Below are 24,007 nucleotides of genomic sequence, written 5' to 3'. Positions count from 1 at the left end.
GATTTCGCAGTGGGACTTCACCGCTTCCGATGGCCAGAAGTTCCATTGCGGACGTTGGACAACTGGAGCCCATTTGAAGACCACCACGACCGGAGCCGAGGATCTCGGTTCCGTCCGCGAGAACGTTTCCCACGTCATTGATGAGACTTCGTCGCTCAATGCCGAACTCGCCAAGGAACTCATCAGCGCCTACGACCGTGAGTCGAAGCTGCTGGGAGGCATCAACAAGCGCGAGAAGGAGATCGAGCGGCTGAAGAACGAAGTCGCGAAACGGGATGCGAAACTCGCCTCGGTCAATGAACGGCTCGAACGACTGCTGGGTTCCAAAGCCATGCAGGTTCAGCGCGCCTACTGGCGCCTGCGCCGTCCTCAGCGCGGCACCTCCCAGCAGAAGGGTGGTCAGCGATGAAGGACGCCGATATCAAGAAGCGGCAGGCCGCTCTCGACACTCGCATCAAGGAATTGAAGGCAACCCGCACGCGCCAGAAGTCGTTAGGCGTGCACACGCAGTCGGACTACTTCATCGACGGTCTGCTTGGACGGCACCCCTACATCGACCTGGCCGAGTCGCGTGAAGAGTACCTCGAACGCCACCGTGCCTTCGCAGCTCCGGTCGAAAGTAAGATCTCAGCCCTCATCGAGAAGGCTCAGCAGCTGCCGAGGACCTCGGGCCAGCATTGGGATACTCGCCGGAAGCTGCGCATCGGAATCATCGCCGACCGTTTCCTCTTCGACTCGCTCAAGGACGCGGCTCATGTGGTGCCGATCAGTCCTGAGACCTATGAGCAGGACATGGCGGACATCGACCTGCTGCTCATCACCTCGGCCTGGCGCGGCCTCGACGACGAATGGTTCAACGTCGCACTGTCCGGTTCACCGGCACGCCTGGTCCTCGAGTCGCAGGTCGTCCCATTCGCCCGTGAGAACGAGATTCCGATCGCCTTCTATTCGAAGGAGGATCCTCCGAACTACGAACAGTTCGCTCCCCTGGCGAAGTTCGCCGACCACGTGTTCACCAGCGCCGTCGAATGCGTGCCCCGATACCGCGAGTACCTCCACCACCAAGTGCCGGTGACTGTGCTGCCGTTCGCAGTGAACTTCGTACATCACCATCCCCTCGGAAGCATGCGCCACTCCGGCCGCGAGTTCGTCTTCGCCGGATCCTGGTTCGAGCACAAGTACCCGGAGCGGAAGTCGTCTGCCCAACGGATCTTCGACGGTCTGCTGTCGGCCGGAGCCGATCTCACGATCGTCGACCGCAACCTCGAACTCGACACGGAGAAGTTCGCGAAGGCTGAACGCTATCTCTTCCCTGAGCGGTACCTGCCGCATCTGCACGGGCCGATCGGTCACGAGACCCTGCTCGACCTGCAGCGTCTTCTTCCTGTGGGCATCAACCTCAACTCGGTCGTGAACTCCCAATCGATGTATGCCAACCGGATCATCGAGCTGCAGGCCATGGGCACGTTCATCGTCTCGAATTACAACGCGGGGGTGAACTCGCTCTATCCGCAGGTGTGTATGCCCGACTCCTCTCTCGACATGGAGCAGACGTACCGTGCGCTGACCCAGCGAAGTATCCGGCAGGCACAGGTCGCGGGAATCCGCGCCGCTTTCACCGCCAACACCGCATTCGATCGCATCGACACGATCGCCGAAGAGATGGGGCTCGATTCCGGTTCCCCCGATCACACGGTCTACGTCACCGGACTGGCCGAATCGGACTTCGAAGTCTTCCGTCGGACACAGTCTTATGCGGGTCCGATGGCAGCTCTTCCAAACGGCTCAGACCGTGTCGCCGGAGCCGACGGCGACGTCGTCATCAACCTGACCGGGCATTCCGATTTCGGTCGTCACCTCGTTCAGGACGCGGTGAACGCCTTCCGCTTCACCGACGTCGATGAGGTTCGGATCCTGCCCATCGATACCGCCGAACCTCTCTACGAATTCGTCGATCCGGTCGACTCCGACCAGCGCATCACCGCCACGTGGTGCCCGGCCGGAAGCCGCCTCGGTGACAGTGTCGGGCCCGAGCGGACAACACTGGCGATCGCCTCGGACCTCGTCCTCGAGCGAGTCGAGACGATCGACGTCATGGTCGAGCCCGAGATCAGCGTCATCGTGCCCGTGTACAACAACGGTCCTCACCTGAAGTTCAAATGCTTCGAGTCCCTGCGCCGGTCCTCGATCTTCGACCGCTGCGAAATCCTCCTCGTCGACGACGGGTCCACGGACATCGAAACGCCTGCGATCCTCGACGAACTCGACCGTGCCTATCCGAACGTTCGAGTCCACCGGTTCCCGGCCGGTGGTTCGGGCAGCGCCTCACGTCCACGCAACAAGGGGCTCGAACTCACCCGCACCCCGTACGTGACCTACCTTGATCCGGACAACGAGCAGACGAACGACGGTTATGCGCTGCTGCTCGAGATGGTCGAAGAGCACGGATACGACTTCGCCATCGGCAATATGATGCGGTTCAAGCACAACCGGATCATGATCAAGAACGCGGGCATCCTGCGACCGGTCGTCGGCGACGACGGCGTGCTCGAAGCCAATGCGCTCTCGCGTGTGAACTTCCAGCCGATGAGCATCCAGGCACTCGTGGCTGACACGCAGTGGTTGAAGGGGCTCGGCATCTACCAGCCGATCGGCGCTGTCGGACAGGACTCGTACTTCTTCCAGCAGATGCTCTTCCACGCCAACCGGATCGGGCTGACGCCGACACCGATCCACACTTATTACGCGGCGGTGACGAACTCGACTGTCAACGCGATCAGTCCCCGTTTCTACGAGAAGTACCTGCCTTTGGAGGAGGACCGGTCTGCGTGGCTGCGCGAGGTCGGGCTGCTCGAGGACTACAACGCGAAGCGGCTCGAACAGTTCGTCAAGGGATGGTTCGTCCAAAAGCTCGCCTTCGCCGCCGAGGAGGACAAGGACGAGTGCATGAACCTCATCCGTCGCCTCACTCACTTCTACGGCAAGACGACGTGGAAGGACTCAGAACTCGCCGAGCTCCATTCTGTGCCGCATGTCTGAGGCTTCGATGACCGAAGAGCCTCCGTTCGACCAGTTGGGCACGCTGCTGCCCGGAGACTGCATCGAACGGCGGCCCGGTACCTTCCAACGATTCGACTTCCACGTCGGCACGGTGACGGTGCCGGCTCTGCTGTGGTGCCGGTCGGAACCGACGGGTCGACTGCTCATCGCCTTCAACGGAGCCGTCCGGCGCACACAGGAGAAGGATCCGCAGGAGATCTTCCAACGCCGGACATGGGTCGACGACATCGAAGCGGATATTCTCTTCCTCTCGGACCCGACCCTGCGTTCCGATAATCGGATCAGCATCGGTTGGGGACAAGGAACGCAGGGCCGTTACGCCAACCCCGCAATGGCACAGACAGCCCGCTTCGCAGCAGAGTGCCTCGACATTCCCGCGGGCGCGCGGCTGTACTTCGGCACCAGCGCAGGAGGCTTCCAAGCCCTTCAGGCCGCCGCCCGGGACGAGGGCAGCCGCGCGCTGGTGAACAATCCGCAGATCGACTGGACGAAATACATGCCGACCTTCGTCAACACCATCGCTGGGTACTCCTACGAGGACCAACCGACCAAGGACATCGCCATCGATCACCCTGACAGAACCTCGGTCGCTCACGCGTTCGCCGCGTTCGGTCATATTCCGCGCACACGTTGTCTCATCAACGCAGCCAGTAAGAATGACTCACTTGCCCAACTGCCCGCCCTCGTCGCTGCTCTGCCGGCGCAGGCCGGCGAGCGCTCATGCTTCGATGTGTCGCTCTATTCCGACGTCCGGGGCGGGCACAACCCTCTGCCGAGGCCCGCCACCACCACGGCGATCAACAGCATCCTCAGGGAAGCCATCAATGAGTGACACCATCAAGACCGACGCCACGTTCCCCGCTCATTCTCCGGAACCTGAATCGATCGTCGCGGGAGTAACGGCCGCGGCCCGGGCCCTGGCCGGCCATGCCGATGACATCGGAATGGCCGCGCGCCGGATCTGCGTCGAGCTCAAGGACCTCACGACCTCGGCAACGGTCCGCCGAATTCTCTTCCAGATTGCCGTTGCTGAGGGCTCGTCGTTGCGGTCACGGTTCGTCGCCGACCGTCTCTCCACTCACGGTCACCTCCGTTTGGCACGTCTGTTGACCGACCATGCCATTGCCACCGGCGCGAAACCCTGGCAGCGACGACGGCTGGAGCCCCTGCTGGAGGAACTGCCCAACAAGGACTTCGGTGCGGGTGTCCGAGACACATTCGACCTGACAGTCACTGCCGAAGGCGGTGTCTCACTCGACGGCACCGGAGACTCTTCGCCAATCGAGTTCGGTGGCAGCACCGAGACTCCATGGTTCCAGACGCTCATTCGACGGCTCGACGACCGCCCAGACGGCGTCCACCATGATGTTGTCCGTATCCGCACCCGGTCAACCGTGCGCGCACAGGATGCGCTGGACTCTGTGCTCGAATTCCTGGCGATCCTGCCCGTCGTGTCTGCCGTCGTCACCGAATCCACGGATGCGGCACTGTCGATATCCGAACGGCTCGGAAGGTCACTGCTCGACCGGTCGCGAACACTTCTGCTCGCTCCGAACCGATCCGGTGAGAACGTGATCGTGTCGGTGCGCGGCTCCGAGCTGCTGGATGCAGGCCCGACCGCTGATCTCGTACTCCCCGGAGCCGAAGACGTCACGGCCCTGGCCGCTGCGCTCGGGCTGGAAGCCATCATCGGCTCACCGGCAGTGAGCAAGCATGTGCGAGCCGTCGTTGATGCCTTCCGCGTGGAGTCGTTCCGACTGCTGCCGTTGTCCTCGACGTACCGCGCTTTCACCAAGCTGCAGCGTTTTCGCGGAACCCGGGGCGAGACTGCTGCGGTGAGGAACGTCCTCACCGGCCACCTCTTGGCATCAGGCTTTTACGACGAAGCCTTGGGCCTTGCCACGATTGCGCTGCCATCAGAGCGCGGGAAGGTCTTCAAGGCACGTCTCATCCGAGCTCTCTACGGAACCGGCCGCTTCGGCGAGATCGCCCTCGTCGCGGACCCTGCTGCCGCATCCGCCGCGGACAGGCCCCTCATCCGGGAGGCGGCCTCGGCATCTGAGATGTTGGACGAGCTGGCAGAAGCAGCCGACAATTCGACTATTCCGTTCTCCCCGGTCGCGGGCAAGATACTCACCGTTCTCCATGCGAGTGCACCCGATCAGAGCGGCGGATATGCGGTTCGTGCCCACAACGTTCTCAAGACCATCGTCGCCAACGACTATGAGCTCACCGCACTGACCCGGCCAGGTTTCCCCGAAGCCGCAAATTCATTGGAACCGGGGGCGACTGCCGAGGTGTTTCATGACGGTATCCGGTACCTGCGCCTGGGCAGCAATTCGGCACGAGCCGACGGGGAGTTCGCCTATATGCGCGAATCCGTTGACCACTATGCCGAGGTGATCCGCCGCGAGCGCCCCTCGGCGGTCCACGTGCGCTCGACCTATGTGTCGGCGCTGCCGGCACTCATTGCGGCCAAACGCTTCGGCCTCCCCGTCGTCTACGAGGTCTCGGGGATGTGGGAACTCGTCTACGAAGCAGAGAACACTGCCCGGATGGAAGGCCGTCGCGCACGCACCGTGGCGCTGGAGAACGCGGTGCTGGAGAACTGCGACTCCGTGGTCACGATCACCGAGGCGATGCGCGACATCATCTCTTCCCGGATTCGTCCGCGCAGCCCCATCGAAATCATGCCCAACGCCGTCGACGCCGCGACCTTCTCAGCAGTCGACAAGGATCCCCGAGCGCTCTCTCGCTTCGGTTGGAGCGCCGATCTTCCCATCATCGGATACATCGGCACCTTCGTCGACTACGAAGGGCTCGACGTCCTGGTCCGCGCCATCGACCTCGTCCGACGCAGCGGGATCCGAATAGGCGCCCTTCTCGTCGGTGATGGAGCCGAATCCGCTCAGGTACAGACACTCGCGTCCGAACTCGGTCTAGACGAATCGACCATTGCATTCACCGGACGTGTCCCGCATGACCAGGTCAAAGACCTCTACTCGGTCATTGACGTGTGTGCCTATCCTCGGCTGCTCACCCCGGCCACCCGGGCGGTTTCTCCGCTCAAGCCCTTCGAAGCAATGGCTGCGAAGAAGCCCATCATTGTCTCCGACGTCCCGGCACTTGCTGAGATCGCAGGTCAGGGACGGCGCGGACTCGTCGTCCCCAGCGGACATCCCGAAGCCCTCGCCGAGGCGATCACCTCCGTCATCACCGAACCGATGGCGACTGAGCACAGAGTCGAGGCGGCTGCCAGTTGGACGGAGACCCAACGCAGCTGGTCAGCCGTCGGCGCGGTCATGGGTTCGGTGCTGGTTAGGCTGACATCATGACTCGAACGATGCTGTTCTACGGGCACGTCGCCTCGAACTGGGGTGACCTGGCCATCAATGCAGGCGCGCTCGAGCTGATGCGCCGCACCGGGGTCGACGTCGAGAATTCGACGGCCGTTCTGCTCGCTCCCGCGGACCAGTACCGGCGACAGTCGAGCTTCACGCTCAGGGGCATGGACCTGACGACTGTTCCGGCAGACGGAACTGTGCGAGGCGGCAGAGAGGAGATCGAGCTCCTCATCGACTACATCGCCCATCCGGAGCGTTTCGCGGAAGATACAGGAATGGGTGACGTCGATCTCGTCGTCCTCAACGCGGGCGAGCATCTCTTCGAATCGCCGACCGGCGAGAACCTCGTCGACCTCGTATGGCGGATTCTCCCGGCCCTCGCTGCTCAGACCATCGGCACACCCGTGGTATTGCTTCCGTCGACGATCGGACCGTTCCGCACAGAGTTCGGGGCTCTGCTCGAAGACTTCATCCGCAAGGGACTCAACGCTGCTGCCTACCGCGACCTCGAATCGAAGCGGCTCGGGTCGTCGCACGACTCCTCGCAGCTTCCAGTCCTGCTCGATCCCGGATTCTTCGTCCCTGGTCTCCGCGAACGAGAGGCAGCAGACCGAGACGGATCTGTACTGGGCATAGTGCTGAGACCCGAAGACATGGGGATCCGTCCGGGATCACGGCGATCTGCATTCGTGCAGAGCAAGTTCCGGGAGTCGCAGTTCCGCAACTCGCAGGCGTTTCAGCTCTTCTCGTCGATCGCCGAGGCGCATCTGGGCGACGGCGGTCGAGTGAAAATCATCGTGCAGACACGTGCCGATCGTGAGATCTCAGCGACACTGGCCAGCCACCTCGGCGACATTGCCGGGGCCGACCGGGTCGAACTCAGCGACCCCCAGGGGTTCAGGGCCTTCATCGACGAGCTCGGGCACGTCGGCGAACTGGTCACTTCACGATTCCATTCCGTGATCCTCGCATCGTCTCAGGCGGTTCCGAGTGTTGGTGTCTACTCGGAGACTCACGGGCACAAGATGCCCGGTCTCTTCGACCTGCTGAAGATCCCGACCTGCGCCGTGCGTTTGGACGACCGCGCAATCACCGCCGTCCGCGAGGATGTCGACATCGCTCTGGGTGCAGCTCGGGATTCGATCGAGGAGATCTACAACCGCATCAGGGCGAACCGCAGCGTGGCTCGCCGCTGGTTGTCCGAGGCCCTCGAATCCGACGGCACCTCGTCGTTTGATCCGACGGCGCTGACGATCGAAGCCTTGGCACTGCTCTACCGGGAAGGCCTGCGCCGGACGGAGAAGGACTCTCTGGCTCACGTGCTGCAGACCATCGAGAAGGAACTGAAGAAGTGATCGCACGAACCGTCCCCGAAGAAGGCCACCACCACATCGAGTCCCCGACGGCGTTCGGTGGTCCGCTGCCAGGACCTTCGACGACGTACACGGTGATGCTCGGCGACATTCCGGTCGACCTGCGCTACGACGACCGCGGCTCTGACACCACGATCGTCTTCTTCCACGCCGCCATCACCAAAGCGGTTCGCCGCTATCCTGTGTTCTCCGGATCGACTTTCTCCGAAGGCATCGATGCGAACCGACTGTTCATCAGCGATCCCTCGCTCTACGTCGATTCCCGGATCAGACTCGGCTGGTATGCCGGCAATGTCAGGCAGCCGAACCTGCAGGACGCTCTGACCGAGATCATTGCGAAGTTCGACGGACCGAACCGACGGCTCATCTTCTTCGGAGCCTCCGGCGGCGGTTTCGCATCGTTGTACTTCTCCTCCCGGTTTCCCGGGTCCACTGCGATTCCGGTCAATCCTCAGACCGCAATAGGCGCGTACGTGCCGGTCATCGTCAACCGGTATCTCAACTATGCGTGGGGTGGATCTCCGATCACTGATCTGCCTGTATGCACCGATGTCATCGACGTCTACTGTCGCCCTGTCGAAAATTCGGTGATCTACGTACAGAATTCAGGGGACGGCGATCATATGGATCATCACTTTTCGCCGTTCATGGACGCTCTGCCGGAGGGCCAACGGGTCGAGCCTGTCCTCATCGATGCGGGTGAGGGGCATGTGCCACCGAAACGCCCCGTGCTGACCCAGATCCTCAAGGACGTCGTCCGAACCTGACTCAGGTGGGCCGCGTCTCGCTCAGTCGGCGAAGGCCACATCCGGAGCGAACTCCGCGATGCGATCGCCGACGCCGAGCAGCGATTCGATGGCTGCGACCGACCGGGCAGACGCTCGTCCGTCACCGTAGGGGTTGACGGCCTTGGCCATATCTTCGTAGGCGAGCGCATCGTCGAAGAGTCGGGAGACTTCGGTGACGATCACGGTGGTGTCGGTGCCGACGAGTTTGACCGACCCTGCGGTGACAGCCTCGGGGCGTTCGGTGTTCTCACGCATGACGAGGACGGGCTTGCCGAGGCTGGGAGCCTCTTCCTGGATGCCGCCGGAATCAGTGAGGACGACGTCTGAGGCTGCCATGACCGTGGTGAACTCGCCGTAGGACAGCGGCTCGGTGACCAACACATTGTCGAATTTGTCGACACGGGGAAGAACGGCTTCGCGCACGAGCGGGTTGCGATGGGCCGGGAGCAGAATGAGCAGTTCCGGTCGGGCGGCGGCCAATTCGGCCAGGGCGTCTCCGATGTTCTCCATGGACGAGCCGAGGTTCTCCCGACGGTGAGTTGTCACGAGGAGTTTCGGGCGGTCGGAGGCGACATAGTCGGCGACGACCGAGTCAGCCGGTGCCACGTTCATGTCGACGGCGATGTGGAGGGCGTCGATGACGGTGTTTCCGGTGACGACGACGTCGGCCGGATTGATGCTCTCGGCCAGCAGGTTGTCTCGTGACCGTGTGGTCGGGGCAAGGTGGAGTGCGGAGATCTGACTGGTCAGCTTCCGGTTGGCTTCCTCGGGGAAGGGGCTGAGCAGGTTCCCCGAGCGCAGCCCGGCTTCGAGGTGGATGACCGGGATGCCGCGGTTGAAGGCGGCGATGGAGGCACCCATGACGGTGGTCGTATCGCCTTGGACGAGCACGGCGTCGGGAGCCTCATCTTCCAGGACGGTGTCGAGTTCCCCGATGACACGAGCGGCGATCCCGTTGAGGGTCTGTCCCTGGGACATGATGTTGAGGTCCACGTCCGGGACGATTCCGAACAGATCATTGACCTGGTCGAGCATCTCGCGATGCTGGGCGGTGACGACTGTGCGAGAGCGCAGGGTCGCACTCGATTCGATCGTACGGATGAGAGGCGCTACCTTGATGGCTTCCGGCCTGGTGCCGAAAACGGTGAGGACTGTGGGGGTCACGCACGAACTCCTGGTCGGGAGAACCACGGGGACCGCCTCGGCGGGGCGGGGTTCTCGCATCTATGCCGATAAGGGTAATGGTATGCAGTTCTGCTGAGCTTGGACATACCGGCTCCGTTCATCTCATCATGCCGGACCCACCTCCGCTGGCCGAGATCAGAGACCTTCACAACCCGTTCACCCAAATTTGATGACCACGTCATGTCAACGGTCACTTTATGAGTCATCGTGGTCAGGTTGCCTCGATCAGCCCTCGGGTAACATCAGAAGTCGTTCATCTCGAGTTTGGAGCATCGCACACATGCCGCCCACCGCCACCTCTCAACGCCCCTCCGTCGCCGTCATCGGCCTCGGTTATATCGGTCTTCCGACCGCAGCTGTTCTGGCCAGCTCGGGCGCAGAGGTCGTCGGTGTCGACATCGACGCCGATGCTGTGGCCACAATCAACGCCGGCCAGGTTCCCTTCGTCGAGCCGGATATGGCGACAACGGTGGCCGGTGTCGTATCGCAGGGTTACCTGCGGGCGACGACCGAGACTCCGCATGCGGACAATTACATCGTCGCTGTGCCGACGCCGTTCAAGGACGGGCACGAACCGGACCTGTCCTACATCGAGACCGCGGGCAAGCAGATCGCGCCTCTGCTCGAGGGCAATGAGCTCATCATCCTCGAATCGACTTCACCTCCCGGAGCAACGGAGTTCCTGGCCGAGACCATCATCAATGAACGCCCGGATCTCACGCTCAAGCCCGGCAGCGCACAGACCGTCTACTTCGCACACTGCCCCGAGCGCGTGCTGCCCGGCCGGATCATGATCGAGCTGCGGACGAACGATCGCATCGTCGGCACCCTCAACGGCAATGCCGGCGAACGGGCCCGTGACCTCTATGAGCTGTTCTGTGAGGGCGAGTTCCTCATGACCGACGCTCGCACTGCAGAGATGGCGAAGCTGACCGAGAACGCCTACCGCGACGTCAACATCGCCTTCGCCAACGAGCTGTCGGTGATCTCTGACGGGCTCGATATCAACGTCTGGGAGCTCATCAAGCTCGCGAACCACCACCCTCGAGTCAACATCCTGCAGCCCGGTCCCGGCGTCGGCGGCCACTGCATCGCCGTCGATCCGTGGTTCATCGTCTCCACCGCTCCCGAGCAGTCGTCGCTGATCCGCACCGCACGCGAGGTCAACGACTCGAAGCCCGGGTATGTGCTCGACAAGCTCCTCCCACAGGCCCGTCGCATCCAGGATGTGCAGATCGCGGCGCTTGGCCTGGCGTTCAAGCCGAACATCGATGACCTGCGCGAGAGTCCCGCACGGCAGATCGTCGGACAGCTCGCCGATGCGCTCCCCAACGCGAACATCATGGCGGTCGAGCCGAACATCGACAGCCTGCCGTCGGAGCTCGATGAGCGCGACAACGTCACACTCACCGAGGTGAACGAAGCCATCCGCGCCGCTGATATCGTGCTGCTGCTCGTCGACCACAATGAGTTCACCCGCATCGACCGGACGCTCCTCACGCAGAAGATCGTTCACGATACGCGTGGGGTGTGGGGGTAAGGACAGACTTCTGACACTTCTTGCTCGGCCCGCTTCGGAGACTTCTCCGGAAGCGGGCCGAATCCGTTCCGATTCCATTCACATCGGATGAATCACACAAGGCCTGACTTATCGGCGTCCAGGGACTCGGTTCCAAATCTATACACTATGTAAACTTTCATACTCCTTGTAAGCTGGGAGAAAACCCGGTACGAAGGAGTTCCCATGGCGTTCATCGACCCCGATCCCACAGCACTGGAGCAGATCAGACAGGACAGCGAGCGGGGCTTTCTCGGCACCCGCGAACAGGTCCTCATCACTGCAGACGACGGCAGCGTCGTCTGCGATCTCAGCGCCTACGATTTCCTCACCGGCCAAGCTCCGCCCGAAGCCGACCCTGTCCTGTGGGAGCATTCGAGCCGTGTCGCCCGTCACGGACTCTTCCTCGTCACCGAAGGCGTCTACCAGGTGCGGGGTTTCGATCTCGCCAACCTCACACTCATCGAGGGCGCCAACGGTGTGATCGCCGTCGATGCGCTCACGAGCACGGAGACCGCCGAGGCGGCCCTTGAACTCTACTTCGCGCACCGCGGCAGGAAGCCGATCACCGGAATCATCCTCACTCATCCGCATGTCGATCACTTCGGCGGAGTCGAGGCCGTGATCGCCCACGCGGTTCCCGGAGCGCCGGTGCTGGCCCCGGAAGGGTTTCACCACCATGCGCTGCGGGAGAACCTGCTCGCCGGCCCGGCGATGCGCCGACGCTCGGTCTACATGTACGGCACCGAACTCGAACCGGGTCCGACCGGCCACATCGGGTGCGGCCTCGGCCAGCGAGTGGCGACGGGGACCACGACGCTTACTGCGCCCACCAATACGATCACGGCCACCGGTGAGACCAGGACGATCGACGGTCTGGAGTTCGTCTTCCAGCTCACCCCCGGCACCGAGGCTCCCGCGGAGATGAACTTCCTCCTCCCCCACCTCGGCGCCCTGTGCCTCGCGGAGAACGCAGTGCACACTCTGCACAACGTCATCACTCTGCGCGGTGCCCAGGTCCGCGATGCCAAGCTCTGGTCCAGCTATCTCGATGAGACGCTGAGGCTCTTCGGGCCACGGACCTCCGTCGCCTTCGCCACTCATCACTGGCCCACCTGGGGACGCGAGAGGGTCGCCGACTTCCTCGCCGTCCAGCGCGACGTCTACGGATTCCTGCACGATCAGACGGTGCGGCTGATGAACGACGGCTTCACGGCCGATGAGATCGCCGAACGGCTGGAGCTGCCCGAGGCCCTGGCCGCCTCCCCCGTCGTCCGTGGCTTCTACGGCTCGGTCAGCCACAACGTCAAAGGCATCGTCCAGTTCTACCTCGGATGGTTCGACGGCAATCCCTCACATCTGTGGCCGCTGCCGAAGTCGGAGAGCGCAGGACGCTGGATCTCCATGCTCGGCGGGGTCGACTCCGCTGTGTCGCGGGTGGCGGCCAAACTGCCCAGTGCGAGCACCGAGGATCTACGGTTCGCCGCCGAGGTCCTCGACGCCTGCGTCTTCGCCGACCCCGGCCACAGCAGCGCCCGCGAACTCCTCGCCGAAGTGCTCCAGCGTTTGGCCCACGGGTGCGAAAACGCCGTGTGGCGCAACGAGTACCTCAGCGCCGCCGCCGAACTCCGCAGCGCACCGGCAGCGGCGCACGGATCGACACCGCACGGGCGTTCTCAACCCGGAGCGCAGCCGGGCAGCGGCGTCCGCGCCGAGGCGGAGGGCCGACCGCCGCAGGGTCGGCCCCGCAACCGGATCGCCGCAGATCTCGGCGTCGCCGATGTGCTCGACGCAATGTCCGTACGCCTCGACGGTCACGCAGCGGCCTCGACCCGGCTGAGCATCGACCTCGTCGAACTCGACGCCGAGTCCTCGGCGCGGGCCATCCACCACGTCGAACTCCACAACGGAGTCCTCCATCACCGCCGTGAACCTATCGAGGCAGGAGCAGGATCGGAGTCGTCTAGCCTGTCGTCTTCCGGCGCCGAGGCAGACCTGAGGATCGAGGTCCCACTCGGGTCTGCTTCGCAACTGGTCGCGCGCGGCCCCGCAGGCTTCGCCACCTCGGGTAACACCGCTGCGTGGGACCGCCTGCGCGCCCTGCTCACCACCGCCCGACGCGGCTTCCCCATCATCGAACCTCGGTGAGCATCGTCGGACTGCCGTGTCGCCGGGCCTGCGCAGTCACCAGCACTGAGCGGCCGACGGAGCTCTCTCCGCCGGCCGCTCATGCATCACCGTCTCAGGCCCGGCGCCGCCTCAACGTCATTTCGTGATGCGCATCGTCTTCGTCGCCGGCAGACCGTCATAGATCCGCTGCTCGAAGCCCGGGGCGGTCGTCAGCTGAGCCGGGATTCCGCTCAACGGCACAGCGTACGCCTGGTCGAAGACCCGATCCTGCAGCTTCGCATAGATCTCGCAGCGTTTGCTCTCATCCTCTTCCGCCATGGCCTGGGCGAGCAGCTTCTGCACATCCTTGTGCTCGTCTCCGGTCGAGTTGCGTCCTCCGTCCTCAGTCACCATTCCAGTGAACCGGGAGATGCCGTCGTAGAGGGTGCCCGAGGTGTTGATGAAGTTGAGGATTGCCATATCCCACGACTCCGGTTTGGAGGCGAGCTCGGTGGCCAGTCCCGCTGGGTCGACCGACCGCAGCGTGTTTTTCGCTCCGGCTTCGCTGACGACCTGGTCGACATACTTATTGCCGGCGCCCTTGGCGACGGCCGGAGTGCCCAGCTGCACCGACTCCGCGCCATCGAGGCTCTCTGCCGCTGCAGCCGGATCATTGGCGATGAGGCGGGACTCGTCTGTGTTCGCGCAAGGAACCGTCTCGGACACGAAGCTCGTCGACGGCTCACCGAGTCCGTTCGTCGCCGCCTTCGCGTAGGCCGAGCGGTCGATGGCCTGAGCCACTGCCCGGCGCTTGTCCGCGTCAGCGAATACGCGGCCGTCGCGTTCGTTGAAGACGAGGAACATCGTGCCCACCGAGAAGCGCTCAGAGCCGAAGTCCTCCTCGTCCTTGAACCGAACCATCGGCTCACCGGTGATGGTGGCGACGTCGAGGTCCCCAGTGATCATGCTGTTGGCGACGCTGTTGTAGTCGGTCGACATCGTGAAGTGCACGGTCTTCGCAGGATCGCCCTTGAGCGGTTCGGCGAATTCGGGGAACGTGTATCCCGAGTCGCGCAGCGTGAACTCCACGCTGGCGCCCGGTTTGAAGTCTTCCAAGGTGTAGGGGCCCGAAAATGCCGCTTCGACCTCTCCGGTAGCGGTCTTCTCCGGGTCCTCGAGTCCCGCAGGGCAGACGATTCCGGCTTCGGGCTGCGACAGTCCGCGCAGCATGTCCGCCCAGGGTTTGTCGAGTTCGATGCTCACGGTCCCCGCACCGTCGTCGGCGGTGATCTTCGGAGTATTGGGCCCGAAGACCTGACTCTTCTGCTTCGAGGTCTTCGCGAATTCCTCGAGGGAGTCCTTGACGATGTTCGGGGTGATCGTCGTTCCGTCGGCACAGGTAGCGTCTTCACGCAGGGTGAACGTCCCCTTCGTCGGCGTAACGTCCCAGTCCGTCGCAAGATCCCCGCTGACGCCGTCTTCCGCATCGGAGTCGAGTGCCACGAGCGAGGCATAGAGCAGGCTGCTGGACTGGGTTCCAGGCACCCCCGAAGCCGTGTACGGGTAGAAACTGTTGGGGTCGGCAATCATCGTCGATCGGATGGTGTCGGTGGTCCTCTCGCCGCCACTCCCGGTGGCTCCGGTCGTGCAGGCGCTGAGCCCCAGCGTCAGGGCGGCGAGACCGGCGACGGCGGGAACGAGTCCGGTCGTCATCAACCGGTGTCTTGTGATGGACATTCTGTCTCCTCGTGGTGGTGGGCTGAAGGGGTCAGTGCGGAGTCAGTGCGGTGTCAGCGCAGTCTCACGTGCTGTGAGTTCGCGGCTGAGGCGGGCGAAGACGGGCTCGAACCGGGGGACGCCGACGGACTCGTCGACTGGGTGAGCGCCGAAGTGCGCGATCACCGTCTGCCGGGCGGGGTTGATGTAGAGCCTCTGCCCGGAACGGCCGCGGGCGACTAGTGCCCCTTCGCCGTCCAGGGGCTGCCACCAACCGCGCCGATAGGCCAGCACAGGCCGGTCGATCCGTTCGTCGCCTGTGCCCACGACGTCGGATGCGGGGCCTTCGGGCACCGTCCAGAAGTCTGCGACCAGGTCCGCCGGCAGCACCTGGTCCTCGCCGACCGCACCTCCGTCGGCCATGAGCTGCCCGAAGCGGACGAGATCGGCCAGAGTGCAGGCGAAGCGGCCGGAGACGAGTTCCCGGCCAGTGGGGTCAAGTCCGAAATGAGCGTCGCTGCCCGCCCCGATGCGCGAGTAGACCAGTTCTTCGAGCAGAGCAGACACGGTGGCTCCGGTCGTCCGGCGGACGACTTCGCCGAGTGCTTCCGTGTTCCCGTTCTCGTATCGGAAGGACTGCCCGCTGGAGCCGTCCTCTCGCGATGTCGCCAACCTCTCAAGCAGTGTCCGGGGTCCGGTGTAGCCTGCCGGCGCCGGCACCATCCCGACGGCAGCGAAGAAGGCCCGCGCCTCGGTCTCCTTGTCGAAGGGCCGCTGACCGTAGCGAACGGCGGTGAGCATATGGAAGGCGTCGTCGATGCCGGCGAGGCCGAACCCGGTGCCCTCCAGCTCCGGCACGTAGCCGCCGATGGTTCGGCTGGGATCGATCTCCCCGCTGCGTATCAGCGACGACAGGACCAGCGCGAACACCGATTTCGAGATCGAGGCAGTGACATGCCTGTCCTCAGGTCCGAATCCGTGGCGCTGGTCGCTGTGGACGAGTCGGCCGCGATGGAACACGAGCAGACCAGTCGTGTCCGCACTGTCACAGAACCGGCGCAGGCTCACCTCGGTCCCGTCGCGGCTCGGCACCATGACCTCGCCGAGGCCGTCCGCCAGGCTCGTCGGTGTCTCGAGGTCACCCGCCCGGCTGAGGGCCGACTCGGTCGCAGCCGGTTGCCGGGTCTGCCGTGCCGTATCCGCTGCCTGTCGACAGTGGGCGCGCACTCTGCGCACCGGCATGCGATCCTCGTCGTTGGTCATATGGGCGCGGATGGCGACAGGGTCGGAGAACCCTGCCTGCGCGGCTGTCTCCGCCGCTGCGCGTCGGTCTGGCTGGGTCTCATTCATGAGAGCTTGAACCCCTTTCCGCCTGGAACGGAGTCGAGCAACGTTCGCGTGTAATCGGCTTGAGGGGCGGCGAACACGCGGTCGAGCTCACCGACTTCGACGATGCGACCGGCTCTCATGACGACGATGTCGTCGCAGACTGCCTGTGCCACCGCGAGGTTGTGGGTGATGAAGATCATCGAGTGCTCGGCGTCTCCTTCGCGCAATCGGGCCAGGAGCCGGATGATCTCGGCCTGCACGGACACGTCGAGGGCCGAGGTGATCTCGTCGGCGACGAAGAGTTCGGCTCCGACGGCCAGCGCCCGGGCGATGGCGATGCGCTGTCGCTGCCCGCCAGAGAACTCGTGCGGGTAGCGTTCGGCGACCGATGCCGGCAGCTGGACGCTTTCGAGGACCGCGGCGATCTCCTCTGCGTGGGACCGGGGATTGGCAGACTTCGGGTCGAAGGCCTCAGCCAGGGTCTGGGCGATGGTCCGACGCGGATCCAGCGAGGAATACGGGTCCTGTGGGATGTACTGGATCCTGCGGTAGAGCGCATGCCGGGCGCGCCGCTTCGCCCGGGCCAGCTCGGCGCCGGCGACGGTGAGGCTGCCGGAGGAGATCCGGTTGATCCCCACGATCGCTTTGGCCAGCGTCGACTTTCCCGAACCCGACTCTCCGACCAGGCCGACGACGCGACCGCGCGGGATGTCGAGGTCGATGTCCTTGAGCACATGGTGATAGCCGAAGGAGAGGTTGAGCTCCCTCGCACGCACGATCGCATCGTCCTCGGCCGGCACCGGCCGGGCCTCGTCTTTCACAGTCACGCTCATGGTCTGCTCCCTTCCGGCAGTCCTCGGCTCGTATCGATCTGGGGTACCGCATCGAGCAGAGCTGCGGTGTAGGGGTCGGAGACCTCACCGGCGGCGAGCTGGGCGGCGGTGAGCTCCTCGACGACCGCGCCATCACGCATGACCACCACGCGGTCGCAGAGTTCTCCGACGACGCCGAGGTCGTGGGAGATGAAGAGCACGGCTGTGCCGAGTCGCCGACGCAGCTGGTGGAAGATGCGCAGCACCTCGACCTGCACCGTGACGTCGAGGGCCGTCGTCGGCTCATCGGCGATGAGCAGCTGTGGCCGGTTGACCACTGCGGCGGCGATCATCGCTCGCTGCCGCATTCCGCCGGACAGCTGATGCGGGTACTGCTTCATCCGCAGTTCGGGCTGATCAATACCGACGGTTGCGAGGGCCTCGATGATGGCCTGCTGCGCTTCCTTGCGGGAGTATCCCGAATGGGTGCGCAGAACCTCGGTCAGTTGCGGACCCATCGTGCGTGAGGGGTTGAAGGTGGTGCCGGGGTCCTGGTAGATCAATGCGATCTCCTGGGCGAGCTGCGCCGCTGTCGGTGTGCCCTTCATGTTCATATCTCCTACCCGCAGCTCTTCGGCCTCGAGATCGAGGTCATCGGCGAGGAGCCCGGCCACGGACATCGCGGTCAGCGATTTCCCTGATCCGGATTCGCCCACGAGGCCGACGATCTCGCCGGGGGCCACATGCAGGTCGATCCCCTTGACGAGGGCGCGACGTTGCTGACCGCCGCGGATGGCGAGTTTGCACACCCGCACCAGGGCCTCGTCGTCTGCCGCGGGCGAGGCTGTGGCGTTCGCCTCGGGGGTGCGCGGGGACCAGGTCCGGGCGGTGCGCGGGTCGGCGTGAGCGGCCAGGCCGTCGCCGATGAGCATGGCCGCCACAGAGGCGAGCACTATCATCACAGCGGGCCCCAGCGCCTCAATCGGCTGCGTGTAGAGGGACTCGAGGCTGTCGTTGAGCAGCGAACCCAGATCATATTCGGGCTGCTGGACGCCGAGGCCGACGAAGGACAGAGCGGAGATCTCGACCAGTGTGGCAGAGAAGATCGTCGTCGCCAGCACCAGCAGCGGTTCGGCCATCGCCGGGATCATGTGCCGAACAGCCAGTTGGTAGGAGCCGACGCCGAGGAAGCGCGAGGTGAGGAAGTATTCGCTGCGGGCCGTGCGTCCGGCGAGGTTGGCCGTTACGCGGGCGAATCCGGGGATCCCCGCGATGCCCAGGGCGAGGACCGCCGTGGTCGCACCGGGCAGGAGGATCGCAGCGATGATGAGGGCGGTGATCAGCGTCGGGTACGCGACGGCGGTCTCGAGCAGTCGCAGGCACCATTCGCGCACGACACGAGGCGCCAGCCAGATCGCCACTCCCACGACGAGACCACCGAAGACGGAGATCGCTGCGGCACAGACGGTCATGATGAGCGTCAGGCGGGTGGCGACGAGGACTCGAGCGAGATTGTCCTGCCCGAAGTCGTTCGTCCCCAGCGGGTGGCCTCTGCCCGGCGGCAGAGCTGTGTCATCGGTGATGGCTGTTGCCGAACCAGTGACGAAGATCGGGGCGACGACGGCGATGAGGACCAGTGCGACCATGAGGACGACACCGAGCGTGAAGGCCGGCCGCCAGACAGTCGGGCGTGAGGCAGTGGACATGGATCATTCACCCGCTTCCAGGGTTCGAGGGTCGACGAGGGCCAGCACGATGTCGACGACGAGGATGAGGAGGGTGGCGATGATCCCGAGCAGCAGGATGGTTCCGCGAATGACGGGATAGTCGCGTTCAGTGATTGCCGTGACGATTCCGGTGCCGAGTCCGGGCCAGCCGAATACTGTCTCGATAACGACGGCTCCGCCGAGCATTCCTGCCAGGATCAGCCCTGAGAGAGTCAGGGTGGTGGTGAGCAGATTGGGCAGCACATAACGCGTGGTGATCTTCCAGGTGCTCAGACGCCAGCCGCGGGCGGTGCGCACATAGTCCTGTTCGAGGATCGTCGCCGCTTCGCGGCGCACGATGCGAGCGAGCGCGCAGGCGGGGCCGATCATGATCGCGGCCGTCGGAAGTACGAGCGATGACAGGGTCGCCGCACCCGAAGCGGGAAACCATCCGAGAAGCACCGCGAAGATGTAGACGATGAGCGTAGCTAGAACGTAGTTCGGAACCGCGAAGACGAAGCTCGTCGCGGCGTTGAACGCATGGTCGAGACCAGGACGGCGGCCACCTCGGGTGAGCAGCGCCGCCGCGGTCCCGGTGGGCACCCCGAGCATCAGGGTGAGCACGATCGCCATGAGCGCGATCTCGGCGGTGAAGGGCAGTCTAGCGAGCACGACCGACCACACCGGCAGACCGGTGGCGAACGACGCTCCCATATCACCGGTGAAGATGCCGCCGACGTAATGGACGAACTGCACGCCCAACGGCGCCTCGAGCCCGAGCGCGGCCCGGGTGGCCTCGATCTGTTCGGCAGTCGCGCCCTCCCCTGCCGCGACTACCGCAGGATCGCCCGGCAGCAGCGGCACGATGAAGAACGTGATGACGATGAGCAGGCCGAAGGACAGCAGCACTCCCCCGCCGCGGCGGATGAGGAATCGGGTCCATGGGTGCTCGGTCGGTCTCCGGCGTCGGGCATTGGGACTCGCGCCCCGAGTCGACGTGATGGACAGGGCCATGAAGACAACACCTCCTCGTGTCGTGTGCGACAGCCTGGTTCGTCTCGGCACCGGGCAGTGCGGTCGAGGACGTGGCCTGAATTACATATTGTCCGCTTTTAGACACACTGTCAAAATTTATTCGGAGCGCAAAGCCATCGGGCGAACATAACGCGACAGCACTCCAGCGCCGGGCCCTCACGTCGGGCGGTCACGACGCGCGACAGACTCCAACAAGTGAGCGGCTGCGTTCAGAAAGTCCCTTCGGGGACCTCGTCGAAGCCGCTGGCCCACATACGACCGTGCACAGAGAGGTCGGTGAGCACCTGTGCAACCTCGGCTGCGGGGATCGGCCGCTCCTCGGGTTCGAGCCACCACAGCAGCACCGTGACCTGCTCGCCCACCCAGGCGCGGGTGAGGATCTCCGGATCGATCCGGAACTGCGTCCCGGTCACCTCGGCACGCTTGAGGAAGATCTCCTTGGCCGCCTCGGTGCGGGTGTCGACGAAGATCCGCAGCGCCGTGCCGTCACCCTCGCCGCGCAGGATCACACGGTAGGCGTCTCGCTCCTCCTCAGCGTGCTCGAAGAGGATTCGCAGCGCCTCGCCGGAGAAGTAAGAGTTCTCGCGCAGCCGCAGCCGCTCGAGCCGGGCGGCCAGTTCGCCCTGGAGGTCGAGGACGATCTGAGTGAGCAGCGCAGGTTTGTCGCGATAGTAGGCGTAGAAGGTCGCACGCGAGATATCGGCCTCGGCAGCAATGTCTTCGATGGTCACGGCATCGTAGCCGCGCTCGAGGACCAGCTCGATCAGCGACGACTTCAGCGCGCGCTGAGTCCTGCGTGTCCGGCGATTCTCAACCATCTCCACCCTTCCTGCATTCGCGCCGCCGTCCGACGGCACCTCAGCCACAACGGTACCGACACATTGTCGTTTCTGGACTTCGATGCCCAAAGTTGTACACTGTGTCTAATTCTAGTCACATTGTCGTGAGGAGATCTCGATGCTCAACCTTGGCTACTACATCACCCGCGCCGCCCAGCACTGGCCCGACACCGAGGCGGTGGTCGCCGGCAGCCTGCGCCTGAGCTTCGCAGAGCTCGACGCCCAGTCGACGGCGCTTGCCGGCGCGCTCGCCGCCCATGGCATCGAACGGGGCACGCCGGTGGCAACCTTCGCGGGAAACGCCGGCGAGCTCGTCGTCATCGAGGCCGCCCTCTACAAGCTCTCGGCCCTGCGAGTGCCCATCAATTCCCGCCTTGGGGTGGCCGAGACCGCCCATATCCTCGGCGATGCCGGAGTGGCGGTCCTCTTCGTCGACCGCCCCCACCTCGCCTCGGCCGAAGCAGCCGTAGCGGCAGCGGGGACGAACGTGCGCCTCGTTGTCCTCGGAGACGACGGCGAGCGAAGCTATTCGGCCTTCCTCTCCGAGGGTGCAGACACCGAGCCCTCCGCGGTGATGTTCGACGCTGAGGAGTCCGATCCCTGCGTACTCAACTTCACCTCGGGCTCGACCGGCAAACTCAAGGCCGCAGTGCAGACGGTCGGCAACCGACTGGCGAATATGCGCAAACGCCTCATGGACCCCTCGAAGTCGACGGGCCAGGAGACCAGATACCTCGTCGCCGGGCCGATCACCCACGCCTCGGGGATGGGAGTCCTGGCCGCCCTCAGCCGCGGGTCGACGATCGTCGTCCTGCCTGCCTGGGACGCCGGCGAGTTCCTGCGCTTGGTCCGCGACGAGCGGGTGACTTCGTCCTTCGTCGTCCCGACCATGCTCCACATGCTCCTCGACCACGGCATCGATCCGGACGATGTCGCGACGCTGCAATCGCTGACCGTCGGCGGTGCCCCGGTGAGCCCGAAGAGGCTGAGAGAAGCCGTGGAAGCATTCGGACCGATCATCGAACAGGGGTACGGACAGGCAGAGACGACCAGCGGGGTCACGGCGCTGACCAAGGAGGACATCGTCCGCGGCATCGACTCCGATCCACAGCTCCTGCTCTCCTGCGGCCGCGCCGTCTTCGACTCGGAGGTCGCAGTCCTCGACGAAGACGGCAGGCGCGTGCCTGCCGGAGAGCTCGGCGAGTTGGCGGTTCGCGGCCCCGACTGCGTGAGCGAATACTGGGGCGCTCCGGAGCTGAGCGCGGAGACATTCCGCGACGGATGGGTGCTCACCGGCGACATCGCCTACATCCGACCCGATGGCTACGTCTTCATCGTCGACCGGAAGAAGGACATGATCATCTCCGGCGGATTCAACATCTATTCCACCGAGGTCGAGGCCGCAGTCTATGAACACCCCGATGTCAGTGAGGTCTGCGTCGTCGGCGCCCCCGACGATCGCTGGGGCGAGTCAGTGACCGCCGTGGTCGTCGCGCGCAGCGGCTCGCAGCCGAGCGCGGAGTCGATCATCGACTTCTGCGGCGAGCGCCTCGACCGCTTCAAGAAGCCACGGCACATCGACTTCGTCACCGAACTGCCCGTCAACCGCAACGGCAAGATCGACCGCCGACAAGTCCGCTCCGGCTACTGGGCCGGTGCCGAACGCAGCGTCAACTGAGCGACCGGACCTCCACACTCGGTCCGCCGCAACCACCCCCCCTGCCGATTGGAGACAGACATGTCATTCACCCTCAACCCCGACTACTCCGACCATCCGCTCGCCGAGACCATCGCGAGTCTGCGCACCTATCTCGACGGAGAGCTCGCCGAATACGAACAGGAGCGCGAGCTGCATCCGGAGTCCCGCTTCGACCGCGAGACCCTGCAGAAGGTGTGGAAGCGCTCGTATGAGCTCGGCTTCTACGGCATCCACCTGCCGCCGGAACTCGGCGGCAGGGGACTGAGCCACACGGATCTGGCCATCCTCAAGGAGGAGGTCTCCGCCTCGGGGCGGGTGCTGTCCCAGAGCGTGCTCGGGGATATGGGAGGGCCTCTGCGTGTGGGCTCTATCTTCCGCTTCGCCACCCCGGCCCAGGTCGAACGGTATCTGCTGCCCGTCGTCCGCGGGGAGCGCGCCTGCTGCTTCTCCCTGACTGAGACCGATGCCGGATCGAATGTGCGTGCCATGCACACCGTGGCCACTCCTGAAGGAGACGGCTGGAGGATCTCGGGGCACAAGGTGTTCTCCTCGGCGGGCCCTTTCGCCGACTTCTCGATCCTCATCGCCCGTATGGCGGGCGAAGAGGAGGCGTACTCGGCCTTCCTCGTCGATCTCGACTCTCCCGGCGTCCGGGTCGTCGAGGGTGAGGTCCCGTTGTCCGGCCAGCACATCGAGTCCGACATCATCCTCGACGATGTGCGTGTCGAACCGGATCAGCTCCTCGGCGAGGTCGGACAGGGGCTGAAGATCGGACTCGGCCGGGTGACCACGAATCGGCTGCTGCACTGCCCGACTGTTCTGGGACAGGTGCGCAGGGCACTGACGCTGACCGTGGATTTCGTCCATAATCGTCAGGTCGCGGCGGGGTCGATGGCCCAGCTGCAGTCCGTCCAGCACACTCTGGCCGAGATGGCCACCGACTACTACGCGGCTCGGTCGATGACCTTCGACGCCTTGGCCGCCCTCGATCGGGGTGAGGCGATCATGCCCGAAGCGTTCATGTGCAAACTCTTCGTTGCTCAGAAGGCTTTCTCCATCGCCGATTCCGCGATGCAGCTGCAGGGCAAGGCCGGCATGGTCCACGGATCCGAGATCGAGGGGATCTGGCGTCGTCTGCGGATGTTCCGGATGCTCACCGGCTCCGACGAGATCCAGAAGAACGGGATCGCAAAAGAACTGTTAAGGGCATGATGACCAGCACTCACTGAAGTGGACACTCTGACAAGCTGTACAGAACTGAGAGAGTTTTCAGCAGCATGGCAGTCCTTCCTTTGGAGTACAGATCGTATGGTGCAGTCCATTTCCATTGCACGAGATCTGACAGAAGATCGCGCCCATCCTGACTGCAGTGGCAGCGGCGTAAGGTGGAGTCAATGCCTCACTCATGGGACGAAACCACGTCGTTCCTGCTGCTGAGGACTCGTCCACTGCCG

At 64.2% G+C, this 24,007-nt stretch carries 17 protein-coding genes; 10 read left to right on the top strand and 7 right to left on the bottom strand.

Annotated features, from left to right (window positions below):
• Positions 1–73: 73 nt before the first annotated feature.
• From D3I60_RS14525 to D3I60_RS14500, 6 genes are read left to right on the top strand one after another with little or no spacing between them, the layout of a single operon-like run.
• Positions 74–409 (top strand): hypothetical protein, encoded by a 336-nt coding sequence (locus D3I60_RS14525; protein WP_262776991.1) that lies wholly within the window; start codon positions 74–76, stop codon positions 407–409.
• Positions 406–3,039 (top strand): glycosyltransferase, encoded by a 2,634-nt coding sequence (locus D3I60_RS14520; RefSeq protein ID WP_262776990.1) that lies wholly within the window; start codon positions 406–408, stop codon positions 3,037–3,039. The genes D3I60_RS14525 and D3I60_RS14520 overlap by 4 nt, the downstream gene beginning before the upstream one ends.
• Complete coding sequence (locus tag D3I60_RS14515) at positions 3,032–3,892, top strand: hypothetical protein (RefSeq protein WP_262776989.1); 861 nt, start codon at positions 3,032–3,034, stop codon at positions 3,890–3,892. Before D3I60_RS14520 ends, D3I60_RS14515 begins: the two co-directional genes overlap by 8 nt.
• Positions 3,885–6,395, top strand: a complete 2,511-nt coding sequence (locus D3I60_RS14510) for a glycosyltransferase family 4 protein (RefSeq protein ID WP_262776988.1) — start codon at positions 3,885–3,887, stop codon at positions 6,393–6,395. Before D3I60_RS14515 ends, D3I60_RS14510 begins: the two co-directional genes overlap by 8 nt.
• Positions 6,392–7,759 (top strand): polysaccharide pyruvyl transferase family protein, encoded by a 1,368-nt coding sequence (locus tag D3I60_RS14505; RefSeq protein ID WP_262776987.1) that lies wholly within the window; start codon positions 6,392–6,394, stop codon positions 7,757–7,759. The genes D3I60_RS14510 and D3I60_RS14505 overlap by 4 nt, the downstream gene beginning before the upstream one ends.
• Positions 7,756–8,544: a hypothetical protein gene (locus tag D3I60_RS14500; protein ID WP_262776986.1), complete on the top strand. Its 789-nt coding sequence runs from the start codon at positions 7,756–7,758 to the stop codon at positions 8,542–8,544. The genes D3I60_RS14505 and D3I60_RS14500 overlap by 4 nt, the downstream gene beginning before the upstream one ends.
• Positions 8,545–8,565: 21 nt before the next feature.
• Here the strand turns inward: D3I60_RS14500 and wecB are convergent, their stop codons facing one another.
• Positions 8,566–9,729, bottom strand: coding sequence for a non-hydrolyzing UDP-N-acetylglucosamine 2-epimerase (gene wecB, locus D3I60_RS14495; RefSeq protein WP_262776985.1), 1,164 nt, complete (start codon positions 9,727–9,729; stop codon positions 8,566–8,568).
• Between the two features lie 301 nt (positions 9,730–10,030).
• Between wecB and wecC the strand changes: the two genes are divergently transcribed.
• Positions 10,031–11,290 carry a UDP-N-acetyl-D-mannosamine dehydrogenase gene (gene wecC, locus D3I60_RS14490; protein WP_262776984.1) on the top strand — a complete coding sequence of 420 codons (1,260 nt, stop codon included), beginning with the start codon at positions 10,031–10,033 and terminating at the stop codon, positions 11,288–11,290.
• A gap of 204 nt (positions 11,291–11,494) precedes the next feature.
• On the top strand, positions 11,495–13,456 hold the full coding sequence (locus D3I60_RS14485) for an alkyl/aryl-sulfatase (protein WP_262776983.1): 1,962 nt from the start codon (positions 11,495–11,497) through the stop codon (positions 13,454–13,456).
• A gap of 117 nt (positions 13,457–13,573) precedes the next feature.
• Here the strand turns inward: D3I60_RS14485 and D3I60_RS14480 are convergent, their stop codons facing one another.
• From D3I60_RS14480 to D3I60_RS14455, 6 genes are all read right to left on the bottom strand, one after another.
• On the bottom strand, positions 13,574–15,154 hold the full coding sequence (locus tag D3I60_RS14480) for an ABC transporter substrate-binding protein (RefSeq protein ID WP_262776982.1): 1,581 nt from the start codon (positions 15,152–15,154) through the stop codon (positions 13,574–13,576).
• A 42-nt stretch (positions 15,155–15,196) separates the two neighbouring features.
• A complete protein-coding gene (locus D3I60_RS14475) occupies positions 15,197–16,483 on the bottom strand; it encodes a serine hydrolase domain-containing protein (protein ID WP_262776981.1) in 1,287 nt (428 codons plus the stop codon).
• A complete protein-coding gene (locus D3I60_RS14470) occupies positions 16,480–17,295 on the bottom strand; it encodes an ABC transporter ATP-binding protein (protein ID WP_262776980.1) in 816 nt (271 codons plus the stop codon). Before D3I60_RS14470 ends, D3I60_RS14475 begins: the two co-directional genes overlap by 4 nt.
• A complete protein-coding gene (locus D3I60_RS14465; RefSeq protein WP_262776979.1) occupies positions 17,292–18,980 on the bottom strand; it encodes a dipeptide/oligopeptide/nickel ABC transporter permease/ATP-binding protein in 1,689 nt (562 codons plus the stop codon). Before D3I60_RS14465 ends, D3I60_RS14470 begins: the two co-directional genes overlap by 4 nt.
• A 3-nt stretch (positions 18,981–18,983) precedes the next feature.
• A complete protein-coding gene (locus D3I60_RS14460; protein WP_262776978.1) occupies positions 18,984–19,994 on the bottom strand; it encodes an ABC transporter permease in 1,011 nt (336 codons plus the stop codon).
• 230 nt (positions 19,995–20,224) lie between these two features.
• Positions 20,225–20,833, bottom strand: a complete 609-nt coding sequence (locus tag D3I60_RS14455) for a TetR/AcrR family transcriptional regulator (RefSeq protein ID WP_262776977.1) — start codon at positions 20,831–20,833, stop codon at positions 20,225–20,227.
• 139 nt (positions 20,834–20,972) lie between these two features.
• Here D3I60_RS14455 and D3I60_RS14450 point away from each other — a divergent pair, with 139 nt between their 5' ends.
• Both D3I60_RS14450 and D3I60_RS14445 read left to right on the top strand, forming a co-directional pair.
• Positions 20,973–22,532: an AMP-binding protein gene (locus D3I60_RS14450; RefSeq protein WP_262776976.1), complete on the top strand. Its 1,560-nt coding sequence runs from the start codon at positions 20,973–20,975 to the stop codon at positions 22,530–22,532.
• Positions 22,533–22,592: 60 nt separating this feature from the next.
• Positions 22,593–23,765, top strand: a complete 1,173-nt coding sequence (locus tag D3I60_RS14445; RefSeq protein ID WP_262776975.1) for an acyl-CoA dehydrogenase family protein — start codon at positions 22,593–22,595, stop codon at positions 23,763–23,765.
• Positions 23,766–24,007: the final 242 nt, after the last annotated feature.

The organism is Brevibacterium permense (genome assembly GCF_025506275.1).
In the GTDB taxonomy this organism is placed as follows: domain Bacteria; phylum Actinomycetota; class Actinomycetes; order Actinomycetales; family Brevibacteriaceae; genus Brevibacterium; species Brevibacterium permense_A.
This window is presented reverse-complemented; position numbering and strand designations above follow the sequence as displayed.